This window comes from Neobacillus pocheonensis, from assembly GCF_050477905.1.
GTDB classification, from domain to species: domain Bacteria; phylum Bacillota; class Bacilli; order Bacillales; family Cytobacillaceae; genus Neobacillus; species Neobacillus pocheonensis_A.
Genome location: NZ_JBCNAD010000019.1, coordinates 15698 through 35730, shown reverse-complemented (window position 1 = coordinate 35730; position 20033 = coordinate 15698). Strand labels below are relative to the sequence as shown.

The 20033-nt window shown below is 38.8% G+C and carries 24 protein-coding genes and 1 riboswitch; of the genes, 16 read left to right on the top strand and 8 right to left on the bottom strand.

Going from position 1 to position 20033, the window contains the following annotated elements; genetic code table 11:
- The first annotated feature begins 6 nt into the window (after positions 1-6).
- The 7 genes from ABES02_RS09795 to ABES02_RS09765 all read left to right on the top strand — a co-directional run bounded on the left by ABES02_RS09795 (position 7) and on the right by ABES02_RS09765 (position 7516).
- Positions 7-1218 (top strand): argininosuccinate synthase, encoded by a 1212-nt coding sequence (locus ABES02_RS09795; RefSeq protein WP_430133617.1) that lies wholly within the window; start codon positions 7-9, stop codon positions 1216-1218.
- Positions 1219-1455: 237 nt separating this feature from the next.
- On the top strand, positions 1456-2832 hold the full coding sequence (gene argH, locus ABES02_RS09790; RefSeq protein WP_430133614.1) for an argininosuccinate lyase: 1377 nt from the start codon (positions 1456-1458) through the stop codon (positions 2830-2832).
- Between the two features lie 103 nt (positions 2833-2935).
- Positions 2936-3796 (top strand): carbon-nitrogen hydrolase family protein, encoded by an 861-nt coding sequence (locus tag ABES02_RS09785; protein WP_430133612.1) that lies wholly within the window; start codon positions 2936-2938, stop codon positions 3794-3796.
- 14 nt (positions 3797-3810) lie between these two features.
- Positions 3811-4473, top strand: coding sequence for a GNAT family N-acetyltransferase (locus ABES02_RS09780; RefSeq protein WP_430133610.1), 663 nt, complete (start codon positions 3811-3813; stop codon positions 4471-4473).
- A 19-nt stretch (positions 4474-4492) separates the two neighbouring features.
- Positions 4493-5164, top strand: coding sequence for a GNAT family N-acetyltransferase (locus ABES02_RS09775; RefSeq protein ID WP_430133606.1), 672 nt, complete (start codon positions 4493-4495; stop codon positions 5162-5164).
- Positions 5165-5243: 79 nt separating this feature from the next.
- Positions 5244-5352: riboswitch (SAM riboswitch) on the top strand.
- Between the two features lie 73 nt (positions 5353-5425).
- Positions 5426-6664, top strand: coding sequence for a homoserine dehydrogenase (locus ABES02_RS09770; RefSeq protein ID WP_430133603.1), 1239 nt, complete (start codon positions 5426-5428; stop codon positions 6662-6664).
- A gap of 357 nt (positions 6665-7021) precedes the next feature.
- Complete coding sequence (locus ABES02_RS09765; RefSeq protein ID WP_430133601.1) at positions 7022-7516, top strand: DoxX family membrane protein; 495 nt, start codon at positions 7022-7024, stop codon at positions 7514-7516.
- A 109-nt stretch (positions 7517-7625) separates the two neighbouring features.
- Here ABES02_RS09765 and ABES02_RS09760 read toward each other — a convergent pair whose 3' ends face one another.
- The 3 genes from ABES02_RS09760 to ABES02_RS09750 form a co-directional block, all read right to left on the bottom strand.
- A complete protein-coding gene (locus ABES02_RS09760) occupies positions 7626-7814 on the bottom strand; it encodes a YfhD family protein (protein ID WP_430133598.1) in 189 nt (62 codons plus the stop codon).
- 103 nt (positions 7815-7917) lie between these two features.
- Entirely contained in the window at positions 7918-8052 is a 135-nt protein-coding gene (locus tag ABES02_RS09755; protein ID WP_430133595.1) for a YfhE family protein, read from the bottom strand.
- Between the two features lie 115 nt (positions 8053-8167).
- Positions 8168-9073, bottom strand: coding sequence for a TIGR01777 family oxidoreductase (locus ABES02_RS09750; protein ID WP_430133592.1), 906 nt, complete (start codon positions 9071-9073; stop codon positions 8168-8170).
- Positions 9074-9149: 76 nt separating this feature from the next.
- On the opposite strand from ABES02_RS09750, the gene recX reads away from it, so the two are divergent.
- Positions 9150-9959 carry a recombination regulator RecX gene (gene recX, locus ABES02_RS09745; protein WP_430133589.1) on the top strand — a complete coding sequence of 270 codons (810 nt, stop codon included), beginning with the start codon at positions 9150-9152 and terminating at the stop codon, positions 9957-9959.
- A gap of 292 nt (positions 9960-10251) precedes the next feature.
- On the opposite strand, the gene ABES02_RS09740 is transcribed toward recX, so the two are convergent.
- On the bottom strand, positions 10252-10926 hold the full coding sequence (locus ABES02_RS09740; protein ID WP_430133586.1) for an SDR family NAD(P)-dependent oxidoreductase: 675 nt from the start codon (positions 10924-10926) through the stop codon (positions 10252-10254).
- Positions 10927-11012: 86 nt separating this feature from the next.
- On the opposite strand from ABES02_RS09740, the gene ABES02_RS09735 reads away from it, so the two are divergent.
- Positions 11013-11336: a YfhH family protein gene (locus ABES02_RS09735; RefSeq protein ID WP_430133584.1), complete on the top strand. Its 324-nt coding sequence runs from the start codon at positions 11013-11015 to the stop codon at positions 11334-11336.
- A 43-nt stretch (positions 11337-11379) separates the two neighbouring features.
- On the opposite strand, the gene ABES02_RS09730 is transcribed toward ABES02_RS09735, so the two are convergent.
- Positions 11380-11550: a small, acid-soluble spore protein K gene (locus ABES02_RS09730; RefSeq protein WP_223589771.1), complete on the bottom strand. Its 171-nt coding sequence runs from the start codon at positions 11548-11550 to the stop codon at positions 11380-11382.
- Positions 11551-11680: 130 nt separating this feature from the next.
- Between ABES02_RS09730 and ABES02_RS09725 the strand changes: the two genes are divergently transcribed.
- Positions 11681-11950, top strand: a complete 270-nt coding sequence (locus ABES02_RS09725; protein WP_430133582.1) for a YfhJ family protein — start codon at positions 11681-11683, stop codon at positions 11948-11950.
- 32 nt (positions 11951-11982) lie between these two features.
- Here the strand turns inward: ABES02_RS09725 and ABES02_RS09720 are convergent, their stop codons facing one another.
- Positions 11983-12963, bottom strand: a complete 981-nt coding sequence (locus ABES02_RS09720; protein WP_430133580.1) for a metal-dependent hydrolase — start codon at positions 12961-12963, stop codon at positions 11983-11985.
- A gap of 261 nt (positions 12964-13224) precedes the next feature.
- Between ABES02_RS09720 and mutY the strand changes: the two genes are divergently transcribed.
- Positions 13225-14319 (top strand): A/G-specific adenine glycosylase, encoded by a 1095-nt coding sequence (mutY, locus tag ABES02_RS09715; RefSeq protein ID WP_430133578.1) that lies wholly within the window; start codon positions 13225-13227, stop codon positions 14317-14319.
- A 39-nt stretch (positions 14320-14358) separates the two neighbouring features.
- Here the strand turns inward: mutY and ABES02_RS09710 are convergent, their stop codons facing one another.
- Entirely contained in the window at positions 14359-14541 is a 183-nt protein-coding gene (locus tag ABES02_RS09710) for a hypothetical protein (protein ID WP_430133576.1), read from the bottom strand.
- A gap of 114 nt (positions 14542-14655) precedes the next feature.
- Between ABES02_RS09710 and fabL the strand changes: the two genes are divergently transcribed.
- The 5 genes from fabL (at position 14656) to ABES02_RS09685 (ending at position 18813) form a co-directional block, all read left to right on the top strand.
- Positions 14656-15405, top strand: coding sequence for an enoyl-[acyl-carrier-protein] reductase FabL (gene fabL / locus ABES02_RS09705; RefSeq protein ID WP_430133573.1), 750 nt, complete (start codon positions 14656-14658; stop codon positions 15403-15405).
- Positions 15406-15477: 72 nt separating this feature from the next.
- Entirely contained in the window at positions 15478-15705 is a 228-nt protein-coding gene (locus ABES02_RS09700; RefSeq protein ID WP_430133570.1) for a gamma-type small acid-soluble spore protein, read from the top strand.
- A 188-nt stretch (positions 15706-15893) separates the two neighbouring features.
- Positions 15894-16151: a YgaB family protein gene (locus ABES02_RS09695; RefSeq protein ID WP_430133567.1), complete on the top strand. Its 258-nt coding sequence runs from the start codon at positions 15894-15896 to the stop codon at positions 16149-16151.
- Between the two features lie 193 nt (positions 16152-16344).
- Positions 16345-16875, top strand: coding sequence for a nucleoside tri-diphosphate phosphatase (ntdP, locus tag ABES02_RS09690; RefSeq protein ID WP_066083827.1), 531 nt, complete (start codon positions 16345-16347; stop codon positions 16873-16875).
- A gap of 171 nt (positions 16876-17046) precedes the next feature.
- Entirely contained in the window at positions 17047-18813 is a 1767-nt protein-coding gene (locus tag ABES02_RS09685) for an ABC transporter ATP-binding protein (protein WP_430133564.1), read from the top strand.
- Between the two features lie 16 nt (positions 18814-18829).
- Here ABES02_RS09685 and ABES02_RS09680 read toward each other — a convergent pair whose 3' ends face one another.
- Positions 18830-19906, bottom strand: coding sequence for an FUSC family protein (locus ABES02_RS09680; protein ID WP_430133560.1), 1077 nt, complete (start codon positions 19904-19906; stop codon positions 18830-18832).
- Positions 19907-20033: the final 127 nt, after the last annotated feature.

Below are 20033 nucleotides of genomic sequence, written 5' to 3'. Positions count from 1 at the left end.
TTAAAAATGACTAAAGAGAAAATTGTTTTAGCCTATTCAGGCGGTTTAGATACTTCAGTTTCGGTTAAATGGATTCAGGAAAAATACGGCTACGATGTAATTGCATTAGGACTTGATGTTGGTGAAGGAAAAGATCTGGAAGCAATTAAAAATAAAGCCCTAAACGTTGGCGCCATTAAAGCGATTATGGTTGACGCGAAAGAATTATTAGCTAAGGAATATATTCTTCCAGCTTTGAAGGCTAATTGTTTATATGAAGGAAAGTATCCGCTATCCTCAGCCCTTTCAAGACCATTAATTTCAAAATTACTAGTAGAGGTTGCAGAACAAGAGGGTGCAGCGGCAGTTGCCCACGGCTGTACTGGTAAAGGAAATGACCAAGTTCGCTTTGAAGTTTCAGTCCAAGCATTAAATCCAAGTTTAAAAGTAGTCGCTCCTGTGCGTGAATGGGGTATGACACGTGATGAGGAAATCAAGTATGCACAGGAAAACGGTATTCCAATTCCTGTTGATTTAGATAATCCGTTCTCGATTGATGCGAATATCTGGGGACGTGCATGTGAAGCAGGAGTTCTTGAAGATCCTTGGGCAGAGGCCCCTGAAGCAGCATACGATTGGACGAATCCAATTGAACTGACTCCGGACCAAGCGGAATATGTTGAAATTGATTTCGAACAAGGTGTTCCTGTTGCCTTAAATGGTGAAAAGCTTCCATTAGTTCAATTAATTGAAACGTTGAACGGGCTTGGCGGCAAGCATGGCGTTGGCCGTATCGATCATATCGAAAATAGATTAGTAGGAATTAAATCACGTGAAGTCTATGAAAACCCTGCTGCGTTAATATTAATCAATTCTCATAAGGAATTAGAGTTTTTAACATTGACTCGTGAGGTAACGCAATTTAAGACACAGGTTGAGCAGCAGATGGCGAAAATCATTTATGAGGGCCTTTGGTATTCACCAATAAAACCAGCCCTTGATGCGTTTATTAATGAAACACAAAAGACCGTTACGGGAACCATCCGTGTTAAGCTTCATAAAGGCAATCATACAGTTGTTGGCCGTAAATCTCCATACAGCCTTTATAACGAGGAACTAGCAACCTATGCAAAAGGAGATGCCTTTGATCATAATGCAGCGGTTGGTTTTATCAAACTCTGGGGATTACCAACAAAGGTTTATTCAGAGGTAACAAAAAAAGAATCAGTTTTAAAATAATTCTAAAGCGCCCTCGAAGCCTAAATTTCGGGGGCAAACTGTTTAATGGAAGGCTCTATTTTGAGGTTTTACTTTTGGTATTTTGCGATTCGCCGATAAAATTGAAAATTCGCCGATATAATTCAAGATTCACCGATAAAATGGTTGGATTCGCCGATAAACATGAAAAATCCGCCGATAAATTTTATCTAAGGCAATAAAACGCTAGAAAAGCCCAGTTTGAAAGGGGAAAATTACATGTCTAAGCTATGGGGCGGACGTTTTACAAAAGAAACGAATAAATTAGTTGAAGAATTTACTGCTTCGATCTCTTTTGATCAAAAATTAGCAAAAGAAGATATTGCAGGGAGCATTGCCCATATAACAATGTTAGGGGAATGCGGCATTATTCCAATGGACGATGCAAATAAGATTAAAGAAGGACTTCTTTCTATTAAAAAAATGGTAGATGATAACGAAGTTGAGTTTTTAGTAGAAGATGAAGATATTCATATGAATATTGAAAAGCTCTTGATTGAAAAAATCGGCCCGGTGGGCGGTAAGCTTCATACAGGACGCAGCCGTAACGATCAAGTAGCGACAGATATGCATCTTTATTTAAGAACAAAAACAATTGAGTTAATAAAATTAGTCGAAAATGTACAAGAAGCGATCATCAAGCAAGCTAAGGAGAATGTCGAAACACTGATTCCTGGGTATACTCATTTGCAGCGTGCTCAGCCTGTATCTTTTGCGCATCACCTAATGGCTTATTTTTGGATGTTTGAACGTGATAAAGAGAGATTACTTGATTCATTAAAACGTGTAAACTGGCTTCCGCTTGGATCTGGAGCATTAGCAGGGACGACCTTTCCAATAAACCGCGAACTTGTCGCCGACCTGCTCGGATTCGAAACAATCTATCCAAATAGTATGGATGCAGTCAGCGACCGCGACTTTATCCTTGAATTTTTATCAATTGGATCGATAATCATGACTCATATTTCTAGATTCTCTGAAGAACTAGTAATTTGGTCAAGTCAGGAATTCCAATTTGTTGAGCTTGATGATTCTTTTTGCACCGGGTCAAGCATCATGCCGCAAAAGAAGAACCCTGATGTTCCGGAATTGCTAAGAGGAAAAACAGGACGTACCTATGGCAATTTGATTGGCTTATTAACCGTTCTAAAAGGGCTGCCACTTGCTTACAATAAAGATTTACAAGAAGACAAGGAAGGTATGTTTGATACCGTAGAAACCCTTGAAGGCTCATTAAAACTGTTAGCTCCAATGATTGAAACAATGACTGTTAAAAAAGACATCATGCGTAAAGCGATTAACAATGACTTTTCAAATGCGACAGATATTGCCGATTACTTGGTGAGAAAAGGGCTGCCGTTCCGTGATGCCCATGAAGTCATTGGAAAAATTGTTTTATACGCGATTCAATCTAATAAATTTTTGCTAGATTTAAGCTTTGACGAATATCAGAAATTTAGTCCATTATTTGAAGAAGATATTTATGAAGTGCTTGCTCCAGAACATGTTGTCGCTGTCCGTAATAGCTTCGGTGGAACCTCACCTGAGCAGGTCAAAGTGCAAATTAAACTAGCTGAAGGAAAACTGCAGCAATAATAAAGGGCTCGCCTAATAGGCGGGCTTTTCATTTGTATAAAAAACTAAAATAATAGATAATTTCATTATGGTAATTTTTCCAAAATAAGACTGGAGGAGACAAATGAAACTTAGAGTATCTGTAGTGCAATACCATTTACATACGATTAATTCCTTCGAAGAATTCGCCGCTCAGTGTGAGCATTATATAAAGACTGCTGAAGAATTTGGAGCAGAATTTGTCCTTTTCCCAGAGTTCTTTACCACTCAGCTTTTATCGATTGGGAATGGAACTGGAAAAAGCTTGACGATCGATGATCTGCCAAACTTTACAGAACAATATCGCGTGTTGTTTTCTAATTTTGCGAAGCAGACCAACATGCATATTATTGCCGGTACACATGTTATTAAAAAAGATAATAAGCTTTATAATACTGCCCATTTATTTTATCCAGATGGCCGAATCGGCGAACAGGCAAAGCTACATATTACCCCTACAGAAGTGAAGGAGTGGAGTATGGAGCCTGGTGATTCGTTTCAGATTTTTGAAACAAACAAAGGAAGAATTGCGCTCCTTACATGCTATGATATTGAGTTTCCAGAAATTGTCCGAATGGCTAAGGCTAAAGGCGCTGATGTCATTTTCTGTCCATCCTGCACGGATGATCGTCATGGCTTTCACCGGGTCCGTTATACGAGTCATGCACGGGCAATCGAAAACCAAGTATATGTCGTTTTAACCGGAACAGTTGGTTCCCTTCCAACAGTGGATTTTATGCGGGCTAATTTTGGCCAGGCAGTCATTATAACACCTAATGATATTCCTTTCCCGCCACGCGGCATTTTAGTGGAAGGGGAGATCAATGATGATATGGTCGTTACAGCCGACCTTGATTTAGCCCTTTTATACGAAGTACGTGAACGCGGGTCCGTTACAACCTGGCGGGACCGCAGAACCGATTTGTATACTGATTGGGAAAAATAAGGGATGTGATTGGTATGTACCGAAGTGAATTTTATGTTTTTGACCTAAATCAGCCTAAGCCAATCATCATTCGCAATTACACACAAGAGGATTTTGACCAGCTAATAGAGATTCAAGCAGAATGCTTTCCACCGCCTTTTCCATCAGAATTATGGTGGAATAAAGAGCAATTAACGAACCATGTTACTCTTTTTCCAGAAGGAGCTTTATGTGTAGAAATAGATGGAAAATTAGCCGGTTCACTTACCGGTCTTTGTGTGGATTTTGATCCGGATGAGTTGAATCACTCATGGGAGGAAATTACCGATCATGGGTACATTCAAAACCATAATTCAAATGGAAATTCCTTGTATATTGTCGATATAAGCGTTCGCCCAAATTACAGAAAACTTGGTCTTGGGAAGTTAATGATGCAGGCGATGTATCATGTTGTTATCGAAAAAGGCTATGATCGCCTTGTAGGTGGTGGACGGATGCCGGGTTATCACAAAGTGTCGCATCAAATGACTCCGGGAGAGTATTTAGCCGCTACCATTGGGGGAGAAATAAAGGACCCTGTCATTACGTTCCTGCTGCGCTGCGGCCGTGTGCCACTAGGGGTAGCAAAGAATTATCTCGATGATGAAGAATCCTGCAACAATGCAGTAATCATGGAATGGAAAAATCCATTCAAATAAATAAGGGGGAATATATGAAATGGAATATAAACGCATAACCAGCATTGACGACGCAAATTTTAAAAAGCTTCATGATTTAATGGGAAAAATTTTTCCGTCTGAAGAAGTTTTGGATTATGAACTTTGGAAAGAGCCATTAGAAGATCCTAGTATTCGTGTATATGTCGCTGTTGATAACGAGCAGGTAGTAGGAGCAACGGAATACCGCTATTACCCTGACTGGAATATTGCGATGACTGATTTCACTATTATCAGTAAACCGGGACTAAGTCTTGGACGCTTTTTAGCAAAGAATAGGCTGCAGGATTTACAAAAGCTTGCGAAGGATAACGGAAAAGAGCTATTTGGTATGTTCGCCGAAATTTATGATCCATACAGAGTAGCGGAGCACGAATTTGGAGGGGTAAGGGTCATGGATCCTTATGTTCGCAGGGAAGTCCTTTCCCATTTAGGCTATAAAAGACTAAATCTTTCTTATGTTCACCCTTCATGGGAAAATAATGGTGAAGCTGTTTCAGGACTGGATTTATGCTTTATGCCCACTAATGAAGAGCTTGATGAAGTGCCAGCTTCTCTAGTAAAAGATTTTCTAACTACCTACTATTCCGTGCTGCCAAATAAGCCGCAGGAATGGCTCAATATGATTGAAAAAATAAGTGCAATGGATACCATTGCGTTATTGCCGCTTTAATAAAAAAACTATTGACATTGACAGAAGATTCAGCTAACATTCTTTTTATATCTTGGTAAATTAATGAAAAATTATATATCTCTTATCCAGAGCGGCGGAGGGACATGGCCCGATGAAGCCCGGCAACCTTCAAGGAATTCCTTGAAAAGGTGCTAATTCCTGCAGGTTTTAAACCTGATAGATAAGAGGAGGATTCCGTGCCCTCTTCTTATGAAGAGGGCTTTTCGTATTTTCATACCATTTAAAGAAGGGGTGTAAAGAATGACTGTAGTAAAGGTGGCAATCTTAGGTTTTGGTACGGTTGGTGAAGGAGTTTATCGGACAATTCAATCTCACGCGGAAGAATTAGAGTCCGCTTTAGGTAAAAAGGTGGAAGTGGCGGCTGTTCTAATTAAAAATAAACAGAGAGAAAGAAACATTCATAAAGAAGTATTAGTAACAACAGACTTTGAAGAGATACTTCGCCTGCCAAAACTGGATATTGTAATTGAAGCGATTGTAAATAGGGAGCCAACCTTTACAATTTTGCAAAAAGCAATCGAGCGGGGCTGCCACATTATTACAGCCAATAAAGAAATGTTTGCACACCACGGAAAACAACTGATTGAGCTTGCAGAACAAAATAACGTCTCGGTAGGATTTGAGGCCACAGTTGCCGGAGGAATTCCGGTGATTCAAACGCTTAGACAACTTTTAAAGGTTAACCGCGTTCAGCAAATTCAAGGAATTCTAAATGGAACATCAAATTTCATTCTTACTGAAATGAGAGATAAGAAGTGGTCATTTGCAGAAGCCTTATTACAAGCACAAAAAAATGGCTATGCCGAAGCAGATCCAACCAATGATGTCGAGGGTTTTGATGCTTTTTACAAAACGATGATTCTCAGCCGAATTGCTTTTGGGGAAGAACCGAATTGGCAGGAGGTTGAACGTGAAGGGATTACATCCATCACAAGTGAATTAATCGGAGCAGCCGAAAAATTAGGCTTAAGATTTAAACATCTTGCAAGTATTAGTAAAGAAGGAAGTCAAATAAAGGGAACAGTTAAACCGGTACTTGTCGGGAATGAGAATCCTTTTTATCATGTAGAAGGCGTTGAGAATGCTGTTAGTCTTCATTCGGATATTGTTGGCAGAATCACCCTTCAGGGCCCTGGAGCAGGGATGTTTCCTACAGCAAGTGCGGTTATTGAAGATTTGGTTTACGTCAGCCAAAACGATGCAATAAAAAGAAGTTTCAAATCAACTGCATCAGCCGCTGTTGAGCAAAGTAAAGTGCAGCCAAAAGAGTTTTGGTTAGTAACTGGGCTGGCAAAAACTTATTCCAATCCTTCAATTACTTGGATTGATGAAGTCTCAAAAGGAGTATTTGTCATCAAGGCTTCAAAAAAGGATTTAGAGAAGCTAGTCAAACAACAAGAAACGATTTTTTATTTTTCAATCCTCGGCGAATATGAACCTGCCATTGCCTCAACGGAAGAAAAAGTATCTGCTTTATAAAAGAAACACTATAAGAGCATCTAAATAATTTGGATGCTCTTTTTTATCCACATTTTTATCCACATAAAAAGTACACTATTATAAGTGCTCCACATTGTTATTCACACTATCCACAACTCAGCGCTTTGGGTTCACATTCTTTTCATATTTCTAATATTAATATGTTAAAAAACTGTGAAAGTCGTTGTCATTTTTTATAGAGGAGCGTATATTAAAAGTGTAGAGAAGATAGTGAAAGAATTCACAAACTTACTCTACAAGAAACAGCTAGCTGAACCACCCCGAATTAAAAGGGGAAGTAAAAAATCATGATTAAACTTGTGAAGAATTTCGCAAGAAAAATAGGAGATGATTGTGATGAGATGGTTCAAAACCCCTCAAGCAGCAGTTGTATGGACAGTGATAAGAGTATGGCTTGGATTACAATGGATTGAGGCAGGCTATCATAAACTTACAGGTGGATTTGATGCAGGCGGCTTCCTTAAAGGAGCATTGGCAAATGCAACAGGGGAACATCCTGCAGTGCAAGCTTGGTACGCAGACTTTTTACAACAATTTGCAATCCCAAACGTTCATATCTTTAACGTATTAATTCCTTGGGGAGAAATGCTTGTCGGTGTAGGATTAATCGTGGGCTTAGCAACTATTCCAGCATTAATCGCCGGTGCATTCATGAACTTTAACTTTATGTTGGCAGGAACAACAAGCACAAACCCAATACTTTATACAGCAGCCATGATTCTTTTATTCGCTGGAACTGGTGCTTACTACTTCGGACTTGACCGATATGCTGCACCATTTATCAAAGGCTATTTCAAAAAAGGTAATGCCAAAAATGTTAACCTGAATTAGCTTTACCGAGTTCTAAAATATACCTCTCCTTTTGAGTTCAATGAATAAACTTATTTCCCCCTTTCATTATAGTAAAGAAGCAGGGCAAAACCTGCTTCTTTTTTAGGGATTATTTTCTATTTCGATTTTGAACTCGCTGGTTAGCAGCATTAGCTCGTGCTAATGCCTCGAGGTCAGCTCCATCAGCCATCTCTTTAGAAAACTCAACATCAATACCATCTGATTTCATGTTCTTTGGCACCTGTGGAAGTGAAGCCTTGTTTTTATCTCGTGAACCATGCCCGCGTGAACGACCCATTACAAAAAACCCCTTTCAACTGTTAACTAGTGAGAGCAAAAAGTGCTCTCTATACTAGTTTTAACAATTTGGAAGGGGTCCATTAATGGAAATTTCTTTAAAATTAAAGCTTTGTTTTTCTGTCTGAATAGCCGCCTGCGCGGTCTGCCATTTTAAATTCGCGTTGATATGATACCTCTTGCATACTTGATAAAGTGTATTTCCCTCTATCCTTATCCTTTTTCTTCTTTTCAGCCATTTTGCTCATTCCTTTCAACATATTTTGTTAATCGTCATCAAGCTTAGTGGTAAAAATTTAGCACTTTATGTACTTAATTCCATTTTTACCTTTTAAGAAAGGAATGATACTGATTTTAAGAAAATATATTTTGTAAAGCTTTATCGAGGTTTGGGAAAGTGAATTCGAATCCTGATGCGATTAATTTATTCGGTAGCACCTTCTGACCATCCACTACTAATGTACTCATTTCTCCCAATAATATTTGAAGGGCGAAGCTAGGAACTGAAAGCCAGTGGGGCCGATGTAACACTAAAGCAAGTGTTTTTCCAAACTCGCTCATGGGAACTGGATTTGGTGCAGTGAAATTTATAGGGCCATTAACGACCTCATTTTCAATTATAAAAGAAATTCCTTTCACAACATCTTCGATATGAATCCATGACATCCATTGTCTGCCATGACCTATATTACCGCCGATATATGCCTTATAGGGAAGAGCGATTTTGGGCAATGCCCCTTCATTTCGATCAAGGATAATTCCGAATCTGCAAAAAGCAGTACGAATTCCCAATCTAGCTACGAAGCTTGCCTCGTATTCCCATTGTCTCACGGTTTCAGCTAAGAAGTCATTCCCGAGTATTTGCTTATCTTCGGTAAACACCTTGTCTAATGAAGTTCCATAAATCCCGATTGCACTTGCATTAATAAAGACAATCGGTTTTCGGTCCAATTTTTTCATTATCGCTAATAATTCTTTTACAGCCTCAAGCCGACTTATTAATATTTTGTTTTTTCTTTGGTCAGTCCATCTGCCGCTGTTAATCGATTCCCCAGCAAGGTTGATGAATATGTCGGTATTTTGAAGGTGGGAAATTGGGTCTGAATGAGCACTTAGCCATTGTACATATCGAATATTATCACGCTTTTTTATGTTCGGTATGTGTCTAGTTAAAATAACAATTTCATGATTGTTTTTCATGAAATGATCTACGAGTGCTTTTCCAACAAATCCAGTCCCGCCGGCGATTGCAATTTTCAAATGCCACACCCCCTTATAGTTTTATTTTACTATAAATGGATGCAGAATATGGTAAAGTATTGTTGAGGTGAAGGAAATGGCCATTATAACAAAAATCACCACACAACAAAAAAATCAGGATCGCTTTAATGTTTTCATGGATTACGGCAAGGGTGAGGAATTTGCCTTTAGCGTGGATAGCGATGTATTAATAAAATTTCAATTAAAAAAAGGCATAGAAATTGATGATTTCTCCTTTATGGAGATTCAGTTCCAGGATGACATTCGTAAAGCTTATAATTTAGCGATAAATTATTTATCTTGGAGAATGAGGTCTGCTAAGGAAATCATTGATTATCTAAATCAAAAAGAGGTTGAGGAACCTGTCATCGAGGAAGTGGTTCACAAATTAACATCTCAAAAATACATCAATGATGAAGATTATGCTTTTGCGTTTGTTAGAACTCAGGCAAACACGACTGATAAGGGACCTGATTTAATTAAGCTGGAGTTAAAGGAAAGAGGAATTGAGGAAGGGTTACGGCTTAAAGCTCTTGGGGAATATTCTCTAGAGCTGCAGATTGAAAAAGCAACAAAAATGAGCGAGAAGTTTTTTCAAAAGAACTCTAAGGACTCTCTTAAGATTCAAAAACAAAAACTTGAGCAATTGCTGCTAAGAAAAGGTTATCCTTTTGAGGTCATTAATATTGCTGTAAATGAGACTGATGCTAATAAAGAAGATGACGCCGAAATGGAAGCCATCAGGTTCCAGGGGGAAAAAGCACATCGTAAATATTCCAAATACAGCGGCTTCGAATACGAGCAAAAGATGAAGCAAGCATTATATCGGAAGGGCTTTACGATGGAGCTTATTGAAAGGTTTTTAGCTGAAATAGAAGAATCATGAGGGGGAATTTTATTGAGGATACGGTAAGCAGATGATCGAGTGATCGAGTCCGCAAGAGGGGATATAGAGGACACAGTCCCACCGTATTTTGGTGGTCGAGTCCGCAAGAGGGCATATAGAGGACCCGGCCCCACCGTATTTTGGTGGTCGAGTCCGCAAGAGGGCATATAGAGGACCCGGCCCCACCGTTTTTGGGTGGTCGAGTCCGCAAGAGGGCATATAGAGGACCCGGCCCCACCGTTTTTAGGTTACCGAGTCCCCAAGAGTTACACTTTGCTGACGGTTCCCGTTATCATTTTTTACTCTCAATAATTATCTCATCTTGATCCATTTGCTCAAAAATCAACTCAGCAACTTCTTTCGCCGACTTGAGCCGCGATGGATTTTTAATATGGTCGCTGCCTTCCCAAAATGGCGTCGCCATGCCTCCCATATAGACAGCGTTTATCTTGATGCCACTGCCCTCAAATTCCTTTTGCAAGCTTTCAGTGAAGCCTCTTACCGCAAATTTACTCGCGACATACACAGCTTCATTGACTTTTCCACGTAAACCGGCTGTAGAAATAATATTCATAATCCTTCCTTTACCATTACTAAGAAGAAGAGGTAAAACAGCTTTTGTCATTAAAATAGTTCCCAAAACATTTGTATCCAACATATCTGTAATTTGCTTTTCCTCAATATCCACAAAAGGTCCAAAATGCCCTAAACCAGCATTATTGACCAATCCAGCTATTTCGTATGTACCACTTACTGAATTAATTTTCTCAGAAACCTCGTCTTCATTTCGAATATCTATCCCAAGGATATCCGCTTTACCACCGACGGCTTCAATCTCATTCTTAGCAGCAGTTAATTTATCAATGCTCCTTCCAACTAATAAAAGGTGATATCCCTTTTGTGAAAAATGCACAGCTAACTCTTTACCTAAACCTGATCCAGCTCCAGTTACGATAATTGTTTTCATTAAAGTATCTCCTTCAAATGGTTTTTACCTTTATTAATTGTACAAAAAAAACTATACTAAAATAAAGAGAAATGGGAGGGAACAGGATGCAGCAGGAGAAACGGTATAGTGACATGTCGGAGCATGAATTAAAACAAGAAATTGCGATGCTTCAAGAAAAAGCGAGAAAAGCGGAGCAAATGGGAATGGTCAATGAATTTGCCGTTCTTGAAAGAAAAGTATTAATGGCAAAGGCCTATCTTTTAGACCCTAATTCATTTCACCCTGGGGAAATTTACGAAATCGAAGGGGACCCTGGACAATATTTCAAAATTGATTATATGAATGGCGTTTTTGCCTGGGGTTACCGATTAAAGGGGGATGGAACTGAAGAAGCACTGCCAATATCCCTATTAAAGTGGTTGAAGTAACAAACCAGAGAATATGTTCTCTGGTTTGTATTGTTACTACAGCTTAAAACTGAGGCGATTCATCATCGCGTTCGCCAGAGGCACGCATACGCTCTTGTGGATGCGTATTAATTGTACCATTTGCTCTTTTTGATGCGTATTCTGCCTTAGCTCGAGGTTCTCCCTCAAACTTATTGTTATTTTGGTTAGGAAAACCAGTTTGTTTATTTCTCATGCTGTACCTCCATACAAGGGAATGAGAAACACGTGAAAAGCAAAGTATTCTCAATGCTTACCACGTAATGATAGTATTTGCCTAAATTTTTTCGGTTATGTTAAAAGAAATTGCCAGATGAGGTGTGTATATGAATGATTACCATGAAAGATTAGCTAGTCTGCTTTTAGGAAAAAATGATCAACTTTCCTATCAGCAAGCTCGAACTTGGGTTGAGCTTCTTTGGGAAGACTTTGAAACAACCTATGCAAAGGCGGGCAGGGAATACATGGGAAGTGAAATGACAGAAAGAATCGTGAAACAGTGGATTGAACATTATGGCGATAGGCTTCATGAATTCGCAGCGACAAATCCAAAATATAAGCATTTTCTGGATCAAGCAAAAAATACACTCCATTAAAAAAGCAAGTGACCCACTCGTCACTTGCTTTTTTAACTTGGGATAACCCCTAATTTCTTACGCAATTTTTTTTCGCTGAACACCCAGCCTGTATAAGAGGTCATTCTTTTTAAATTACAATCTAATTGCACGACGGCTACAAAAGGATAGTGGCCATTACTGCGATAGCGCAAATCAATAAAGCGAACCTCATAATAATCATTGAATTCATCTATTTCCCACCGATATACCGGTGAGAACGAAAGAAAAGCAGAAATGTTAGCATCTTTTTTCGCTGCTTCAATCAAGGATGTCTGCGGAACTGGAACTCGCTTAAAACGATCCAAAATTTCAACTTTTTCGTCTTCGGACCTTCCAACAAAAAACATGTTTTCATTCATGGCAGCAATTCTCCATTGATGAAACTTCATTGTTGGTGCGATAATGATTTCTGTTGCATCAGGAATCATTGATCTTACCTCCACCAAAACTCTTTTTTTGGCTTGGTACCTTCTTAGATAGTAGCCGATGATAACAGCGTACATTATCAGAAAAGTATATCCTGGATTTGCTCCTAGTATCCAAATGAAAATCCCAATGACGTGAATCCCAAATATGATAGGATCAAAAGTATTTATTACTCCGAGCGCCACCCATTTTGACGAGAATGGTCTAAGGGCTTGAGTTCCGTAGGCATTAAATATATCAACGAATACATGGATAAATACGGCAGCAAACGTCCATGCCCAGAGATGTAGCAAATTGGCATTCGTAAAAAAAGGAAAGATAACTGCCACAATAAGGATGGGCCAAAGGATGACAGCAGGAATGGAGTGAGTGACCCCACGATGATTTCGAATGTAAATCGCATTATTCCTCAGTTTTAAAACGGTGTCAATATCTGGTATTTGTGAACCTGCTATTGTCGCAATTAAAACACTGGTTGTATTTGCATGGCTGCTTGCCACAACAGGGTCAAGGGTAGCAAGACCACCTAGAGCAATGCCCATTACAACATGAGTTCCAGTATCCAAAAGGAAAATCCTCCTTTAAAATATTCTTGTCAAAACAGAAAATTTGTCTTATCGTAAAACGAAAATGGTTTTCTTTTGATAGTAAAATATAAAATTCCACTTTGAGAATTGTCTAGCTCCAGCGCCTAGCCCCTCTTTGGTCTAAGCCACTCCCAAATGGAAGGCAAAAAGCGCCTTCCTTTTGGGAGCGACTTATGCTGGTCGGGGCTGATCCAGGCGCTTCCGCTTTTCTTAGTATTGTTTAACGGAGGACATAAAGTTATGATAATTGAACTAAAAAATATCGAAGAAATCAATATAAATGCTTTTCAAAATGATTTAATTTCTTGGTTTAAAGCCGAGCAGCGTGACCTGCCTTGGCGGAAAGACCAAGACCCATACAAGGTGTGGGTGTCAGAAATTATGCTGCAGCAAACAAGAGTTGACACAGTTATTCCATATTTTAACCGCTTTATCGAGTGGTTTCCAACCATTGAGGACCTCGCCGATGCCGAAGAAGATAAAGTCCTTAAAGCATGGGAAGGGTTGGGGTATTACTCCAGAGTGCGAAATTTGCAATCTGCCGTCAAGGAAGTTCGAGAAAATTATAATAGTGAAGTTCCTAACAAACCAGAAGAAATTGCCAAACTTAAAGGGGTCGGCCCATATACGGCTGGTGCTATTTTAAGTATAGCCTATGGAATTCCTGAACCTGCGGTTGATGGCAATGTAATGAGAGTATTGTCAAGAATCCTTTCCATTTGGGAAGATATTGCGAAACCATCTACTCGTAAAATTTTTGAAAAAGCAGTTCGGGAATTAATTTCGCATGACGATCCATCGGCCTTTAACCAAGCATTAATGGAATTAGGGGCATTAATCTGCACTCCGACCTCACCATCCTGCTTATTATGCCCAGTTCGCGAACATTGCCATGGGTTTTATGAGGGAGTTCAAAATGAGCTTCCAGTTAAAACAAAAAAAACGAAAACGCGGGATGTTCAGTTAGCAGCAGCGATTCTTATTGCTGAAAACGGGAAGGTCCTCATTCATAAACGACCCTCAACAGGTTTACTTGCAAATCTCTGGGAATTCCCAAATGTAGAAATTGATCACCCATTGCAGGCCGACCGAGAAAAAGTGACAACAGAATTTAATAAGTCTCTCCATCTATCCGTCCAGCTCGAGCAAATTATCGGGCAAATTGAACATGTTTTTTCACATCTGGTGTGGAATATAAAGGTTTATATAGGGAAAATCTGTTCCGAGTATGTGGAGTGTGACGAATGGAAGCTTGTTACGTTAGAGGAAATGGAAGAGTACGCTTTTCCTGTTTCCTATCAAAAGATGTTAAAGCTATATCATGACCATATTTAGGAATGAACGCCGCGACTTATGTTACGGCGTTCTCTTTATTTAGTGTCTTATCCCACCACGGTTTTCAATTTCTTCGATGATCTCTCGATGTATTGTTAGCCCCTCGCTATTTAAATAGGGAACCATTTGCTGCAGTGAATGATGAAAAAATGTAAGTTCTTCGTCCTTCCAGTCTGCTTTAGCCATCATTGAAAGCTCGGTCATATCCCGTCCCGCATACATATTACAACTTCCCTTCCTCATCATATTTTTCTTAGTGATTTGTCTATTAATTGTCTTCTATTCATGGAAAGGCTAAAATAGTAGCAATACTTGATTAAAGAAGGGAAAAGAAAGATGACACAAAAAGTAGCATTAATTACCGGCAGCAGCAGAGGGATTGGCAAATCAACGGCTCTTCGTCTGGCTAAAGAGGGTTATGATATTGTTATAAATTATGCAAGGAGTAAGAAAGGTGCTCTTGAAACTGCTGAACAAATAGAAGCACTTGGGAGAAAAGCATTAATTATTAAAGCCAATGTTGGCGATGTTGATAAAATTAAAGATATGTTTGCCCAGATTGAGCAGGAATTTGGCCGTTTAGATGTATTCGTCAATAATGCTGCCTCAGGCGTGCAGCGGCCGATTATGGAGCTTGAAGAATCACATTGGGATTGGACATTAAACATCAATAGTAAAGCCCTTTTATTTTGTGCACAGGAAGCGGCAAAATTGATGGAGAGAAATGGCGGCGGGAAGATTGTCAGCATTAGCTCTCTAGGTTCCATTCGTTATTTGAAGAATTACACCGTTGTAGGCGTATCAAAGGCAGCTCTCGAAGCGCTGACAAGATATTTGGCGATTGAATTAGCACCGAAAAATATTGTTGTTAATGCGGTTTCTGGCGGTGCAGTTGATACAGAAGCATTGAAGCATTTTCCAAATCGTGAAGAACTTTTACAAGAGGCAAAAGAAAAAACTCCTGCTGGAAGAATGGTTGAAATTGAGGACATGGTAAACACCGTCATGTTCTTATTATCTGATGATTCAAGCATGATTAGAGGACAAACCATCATCGTTGATGGTGGCATTTCGTTACTCGTTTAAGTTATTTTTAAATAATTTTTTTGGATAATCTCCACGAAGCATGGATACATTATATTCGTGGAGGTGATTAACATGGCAAACTTCAATCAACAGCCAAACAAAACTTCAGCTGGAACAAACATCCAGGAAGTAAGACAACAAAATGCTTCATCCCAAGCTGGTGCAGGTGCGGCTGGAGCTGCAGGAGCATTTGGTACTGAATTTGCGAGTGAAACAAATGCTGCTGAAGTAAGAGCACAAAACCAACAATCTCAAGCTAAGAAGAACCAAGGAGGCTCTGGCCAATTTGGTCAAAGCTAATCATCCTTAACTAGAAGGCACTCTTCCATTCGAAAGAGTGCCTTCTTTTCTGTCTAGCCCCAGCCTATAGGTGCTGGAGCTTTTCTGAAATTCGACAAAACTTCCCTCAAGTCTACATAAGTAGTCAAAGGAGATTAATGATTGTTCAAGAATACATATTAGGTACAAATAATAAGGCGGTGAGGGAAATGAATCATTTTAACCGATTAGTTTCCGAGCAGATGGCAACAATGGAAAAATTATTATACCTTCAAGCGGAACTTGAGCGTTGCCAGCAAATTGAGGAAGAGCTGCAAACCTTACAACATGAAACGAATCTTGAAAGCATTCAAAAGGATATTCAACTCAAGAAGAAAGAGTTGAAAGAAATTCAGTCAATGTTTGAAAAACAGACAGAAGAGGTCATTAATTCTTATCGTGAATCGAGCTTAACGCCTACATTTTAATAAAATATATTGAAAATGAGGAAAAAATTCGCAAATTTTTACAAAGAGCCACCTGAATTGTGGCTCTTTTGTTTTAAATTCTGGTCTCAACCGTTATAATAATAGAAAATAGGAATTTACTTTGTTGCCTTTTGTCGGTTGAATTTTGGAAAGTTAGGTTACAAAGCGTTCAGGAATGAAGGTAGGGGAGAACATGGGCGTACCCATCGAAGGTGAACCAATGCAAATACATAGCTATAAACACAATGGGCACATCCATCGCGTCTGGGAAGAAACAACCGTTTTAAAAGGGTCACAGCATTTAGTTATTGGTGGAAATGATCGGACACTTGTTACAGAATCTGATGGCAGAACATGGATTACAAGGGAACCTGCCATTTGTTACTTCCATTCACAATACTGGTTTAATGTAATCGGAATGATCCGTGAAGACGGTATATATTATTACTGTAATATCAGTTCACCTTTTATATTTGATGGTGAAGCACTTAAATATATTGATTATGATCTTGATATAAAGGTGTATCCTGATATGACGTTTAATTTGCTGGACGAAGATGAATATGAACGCCATCGCCGCGAAATGAATTATCCAGATGTTATTGATCAAATTCTCAAGCGGAATGTTGAGAAGCTGATTCAATGGATTCGACAAAGGAATGGCCCATTTGCACCGGATTTTATCGATATTTGGTATGAACGTTATTTAACGTACAGACGTTAATGGCTAAACGCCTGTTGATTATGAATCAACAGGTTTTCGTTTGGCTTATAGGAAAGTATAAAATTTTACCAATTTTATACTTTCCTATAAGCATAAGGGCAACTACGCCTCTGTCTTCGCCCTGGCTCGCCAATCGGCGAGTTTTCTTTATATTTAGAAAGGTGGTGCCCTTTGAACAGCATTCAGAGGTATCTTCAATTTGTAAAGCCATACAAATGGCAAATCATTGGAACGATTATTATTGGAGTTATTAAATTCTCCATTCCGCTTATCATACCGATATTAATCAAGTATGTAGTCGATGACATCCTTGGAAATCATTCTCTCTCAAACGATGAAAAAATAAATAAATTAATGCTTCTTATGGGTGTAATGATCGTTATCTTTGTCATTCTTAGGCCGCCGATTGAGTATTACAGGCAGTACTTTGCTCAATGGACATCAAGTAAAATTTTATATGATCTTCGTGATACGATGTATAAACATATTCAAAAGCTCAGCTTTAAGTATTATGCAAATACTCGTGCTGGAGACATTATCTCTCGTGTCATCAATGATGTGGAACAAACGAAAACGTTTGTTGTGACAGGGCTGATGAATCTCTGGCTGGATATCGCCACCATTGTTATTGCTATCATTCTTATGTTTTCTATGAACGTTAAATTAACCATTATATCTATTTTGCTTTTTCCACTCTATGCTATTTCTATTAGGTACTTTTTTGGGAACTTACGCAAGTTAACAAGGGTTCGTTCGCAGGCACTTGCGGAAGTTCAAAGTTACTTGCATGAACGGGTACAAGGGATGCCTGTTATAAAAAGCTTTGCAATTGAAGAGTACGAACAAACACAATTTGATAAGCAGAATAAAAATTTTTTAGAAAAGGCCCTGCAGCATACAAGTTGGAATGCGAAGTCCTTTTCTGCTGTTAATACCATTACCGATATCGCCCCATTAATTGTGATAGGGTATTCTGCTTACCTAGTTATTCAACATCAACTTTCATTAGGGACGATGGTAGCGTTTTTTGCTTATATCGATAAGCTTTATAATCCATTAAGAAGATTGGTTAACTCGTCCACTACTATTACCCAATCCTTTGCATCTATGGACCGGGTGTTTGAATTATTGGATGAAAAGTATGATATCGTTGACAGTCCAGAGGCTGTAGAATGCAGGGAGGTAAAGGGGGCTATTTCCTTTGAAGATGTTTCCTTTACCTATAATGACAATGAAGAAATGGTATTAAAGGAAATTTCCATTCAAGTAAATAAGGGAGAAACAATTGCCCTGGTTGGAATGAGTGGGGGCGGAAAATCAACCCTAGTTAGTTTAATTCCTCGTTTTTACGATGTGACAAAAGGACGAATAACCCTTGATGGAGTAGATATTCGTCAATTTAAAGTCCAAACATTAAGAGATAAAATAGGAGTTGTCTTTCAAGACAATATTTTATTTAGTGAATCCGTCAAGGATAATATATTATTAGGTAAACCGTGGGCTACTGATGAAGACGTTTACCAGGCTGCCAAAGCTGCTAACGCTCACGATTTTATCTTAAATCTGGCAGAAGGCTATGATACAAAGGTTGGGGAAAGGGGTATAAAGCTTTCCGGCGGTCAAAAGCAGCGAATTGCCATTGCGAGGGTATTTCTGAAGAACCCGCCAATCCTTATACTTGATGAGGCAACCTCTGCACTTGATTTAGAGAGTGAGCATTCCATCCAAGGATCGCTTGAGGAGTTGGCAAAGGAACGTACCACCTTTATTGTCGCTCATCGGCTATCGACCATCACTCATGCTAATCGAATCGTTTTGATTGAACATGGCCAAATTGTCGAAGTAGGCACACATGATGAATTGATGGTAAAGCAGGGGAATTATTATAAATTATTTCAAGTACAGCAGCTTGAACATAAAGAAACCGAAGTGGAGTAAAATCCGCTTCGGTTTTTTATTCCGTATTTTCTTCTTCAATGGATACTTCGTTTGAATGATAAGCATGAAAGCTTGTAATTAATGTATCTAGATGCTCTACCTGTTCACTATAGTCAATGATGGAGGCAACGATTTGCATCGTGTGATACATATGTGGATTATTATGCTCTGCATATTCTTTTTGGTGCGTCAAAAATAAATCAAATAATTCCTTTTTATTCAAGCAAACATTTCCTTCTGAATAAGTCGGTTGGGTTGGAATTTTGCCGATAAATTTTAGCATAAGCTGTTCATGCTGGTAAATCAAACAGTCCAATTGTTCCTGAATGGACTGCTGAAAATTCTCCGGCAGGTGCAGCAGTTCATTTTCAAATCGATGGAGCTTTTTTAATGTATCAAGTGCTTTTTTAGCTGTGGATGACATTTGACGGTAAATAACAAGCTTACGAGATTTTTCTAACGTATTCTTTTTAAAATAGCTGCGTTCTTCTTTGTACATTAAATAAAATTGGCTGATTTTAATATAGCTTTCTTTTAATTTTTCAATATCTGTCTTCAGAAGCTGATGATCAAAGTCATGACGTGTGCTTAAACGAATCCATCTAATAATTTCTTCAGTAGTATCAGCTATTTTAAAATAGAGTTTATTTTCATATTTTGGCGGCATGAACACGAGATTAACCAAGAAGGATGAAAAGACCCCAATCATGATGGTCGAAAAACGAATTCCTGCAAACTGAATAAAGCTGCCGCCTTGTATTTCCATAATTGATATTAATGTCACCAGTGAAAGACCGATGTTTTTCTCGAGTTTCAGCTTTAAATTAAGGAGAATCACAATAATTGCTGCGAGTCCAACAACAATGTAGTGGTTGCCGAGAAGGAGTACAAAAATAACAGCCATTACAGCTCCAATTATATTCCCTTGGATTTGTTCAACGATGGTTAAATAGGAACGGTAAATAGTCGGCTGTATTGCGAATATGGCAGCAATCGCAGCGAAGACAGGGGAGGGTGAATGTAATAATTGGGCTAAGTATAGTGATAAAACAATAGCTATTCCCGTTTTAAAAATGCGGGCACCTAACTTCATTCTTAATAGTTTCCTTTCAAAAAATAATTTTTGTATTTTGCTCAGAATTAACATTACTGTACTATACAGGGAATAAAACATTTATTCAAGGAAAATTATATGACTTTATATAGGAATTGTTCCACAA

What these genes read in the sequence shown, in the direction of transcription:
- ABES02_RS09760 (WP_430133598.1), bottom strand. Translation starts at nt 7,814, where the DNA reads ATGGGTCGTTCACGCGGGCATGGTTCACGAGATAAAAACAAGGCTTCA.
- ABES02_RS09770 (WP_430133603.1), top strand. Translation starts at nt 5,426, where the DNA reads ATGACTGTAGTAAAGGTGGCAATCTTAGGTTTTGGTACGGTTGGTGAA.
- ntdP (WP_066083827.1), top strand. Translation starts at nt 16,345, where the DNA reads ATGGGCGTACCCATCGAAGGTGAACCAATGCAAATACATAGCTATAAA.
- ABES02_RS09785 (WP_430133612.1), top strand. Translation starts at nt 2,936, where the DNA reads ATGAAACTTAGAGTATCTGTAGTGCAATACCATTTACATACGATTAAT.
- ABES02_RS09735 (WP_430133584.1), top strand. Translation starts at nt 11,013, where the DNA reads ATGCAGCAGGAGAAACGGTATAGTGACATGTCGGAGCATGAATTAAAA.
- ABES02_RS09775 (WP_430133606.1), top strand. Translation starts at nt 4,493, where the DNA reads ATGGAATATAAACGCATAACCAGCATTGACGACGCAAATTTTAAAAAG.
- ABES02_RS09695 (WP_430133567.1), top strand. Translation starts at nt 15,894, where the DNA reads ATGAATCATTTTAACCGATTAGTTTCCGAGCAGATGGCAACAATGGAA.
- ABES02_RS09730 (WP_223589771.1), bottom strand. Translation starts at nt 11,550, where the DNA reads ATGAGAAATAAACAAACTGGTTTTCCTAACCAAAATAACAATAAGTTT.
- ABES02_RS09680 (WP_430133560.1), bottom strand. Translation starts at nt 19,906, where the DNA reads ATGAAGTTAGGTGCCCGCATTTTTAAAACGGGAATAGCTATTGTTTTA.
- fabL (WP_430133573.1), top strand. Translation starts at nt 14,656, where the DNA reads ATGACACAAAAAGTAGCATTAATTACCGGCAGCAGCAGAGGGATTGGC.
- ABES02_RS09795 (WP_430133617.1), top strand. Translation starts at nt 7, where the DNA reads ATGACTAAAGAGAAAATTGTTTTAGCCTATTCAGGCGGTTTAGATACT.
- mutY (WP_430133578.1), top strand. Translation starts at nt 13,225, where the DNA reads ATGATAATTGAACTAAAAAATATCGAAGAAATCAATATAAATGCTTTT.
- argH (WP_430133614.1), top strand. Translation starts at nt 1,456, where the DNA reads ATGTCTAAGCTATGGGGCGGACGTTTTACAAAAGAAACGAATAAATTA.
- recX (WP_430133589.1), top strand. Translation starts at nt 9,150, where the DNA reads ATGGCCATTATAACAAAAATCACCACACAACAAAAAAATCAGGATCGC.
- ABES02_RS09740 (WP_430133586.1), bottom strand. Translation starts at nt 10,926, where the DNA reads ATGAAAACAATTATCGTAACTGGAGCTGGATCAGGTTTAGGTAAAGAG.
- ABES02_RS09755 (WP_430133595.1), bottom strand. Translation starts at nt 8,052, where the DNA reads ATGGCTGAAAAGAAGAAAAAGGATAAGGATAGAGGGAAATACACTTTA.
- ABES02_RS09765 (WP_430133601.1), top strand. Translation starts at nt 7,022, where the DNA reads ATGAGATGGTTCAAAACCCCTCAAGCAGCAGTTGTATGGACAGTGATA.
- ABES02_RS09780 (WP_430133610.1), top strand. Translation starts at nt 3,811, where the DNA reads ATGTACCGAAGTGAATTTTATGTTTTTGACCTAAATCAGCCTAAGCCA.
- ABES02_RS09700 (WP_430133570.1), top strand. Translation starts at nt 15,478, where the DNA reads ATGGCAAACTTCAATCAACAGCCAAACAAAACTTCAGCTGGAACAAAC.
- ABES02_RS09710 (WP_430133576.1), bottom strand. Translation starts at nt 14,541, where the DNA reads ATGTATGCGGGACGGGATATGACCGAGCTTTCAATGATGGCTAAAGCA.
- ABES02_RS09725 (WP_430133582.1), top strand. Translation starts at nt 11,681, where the DNA reads ATGAATGATTACCATGAAAGATTAGCTAGTCTGCTTTTAGGAAAAAAT.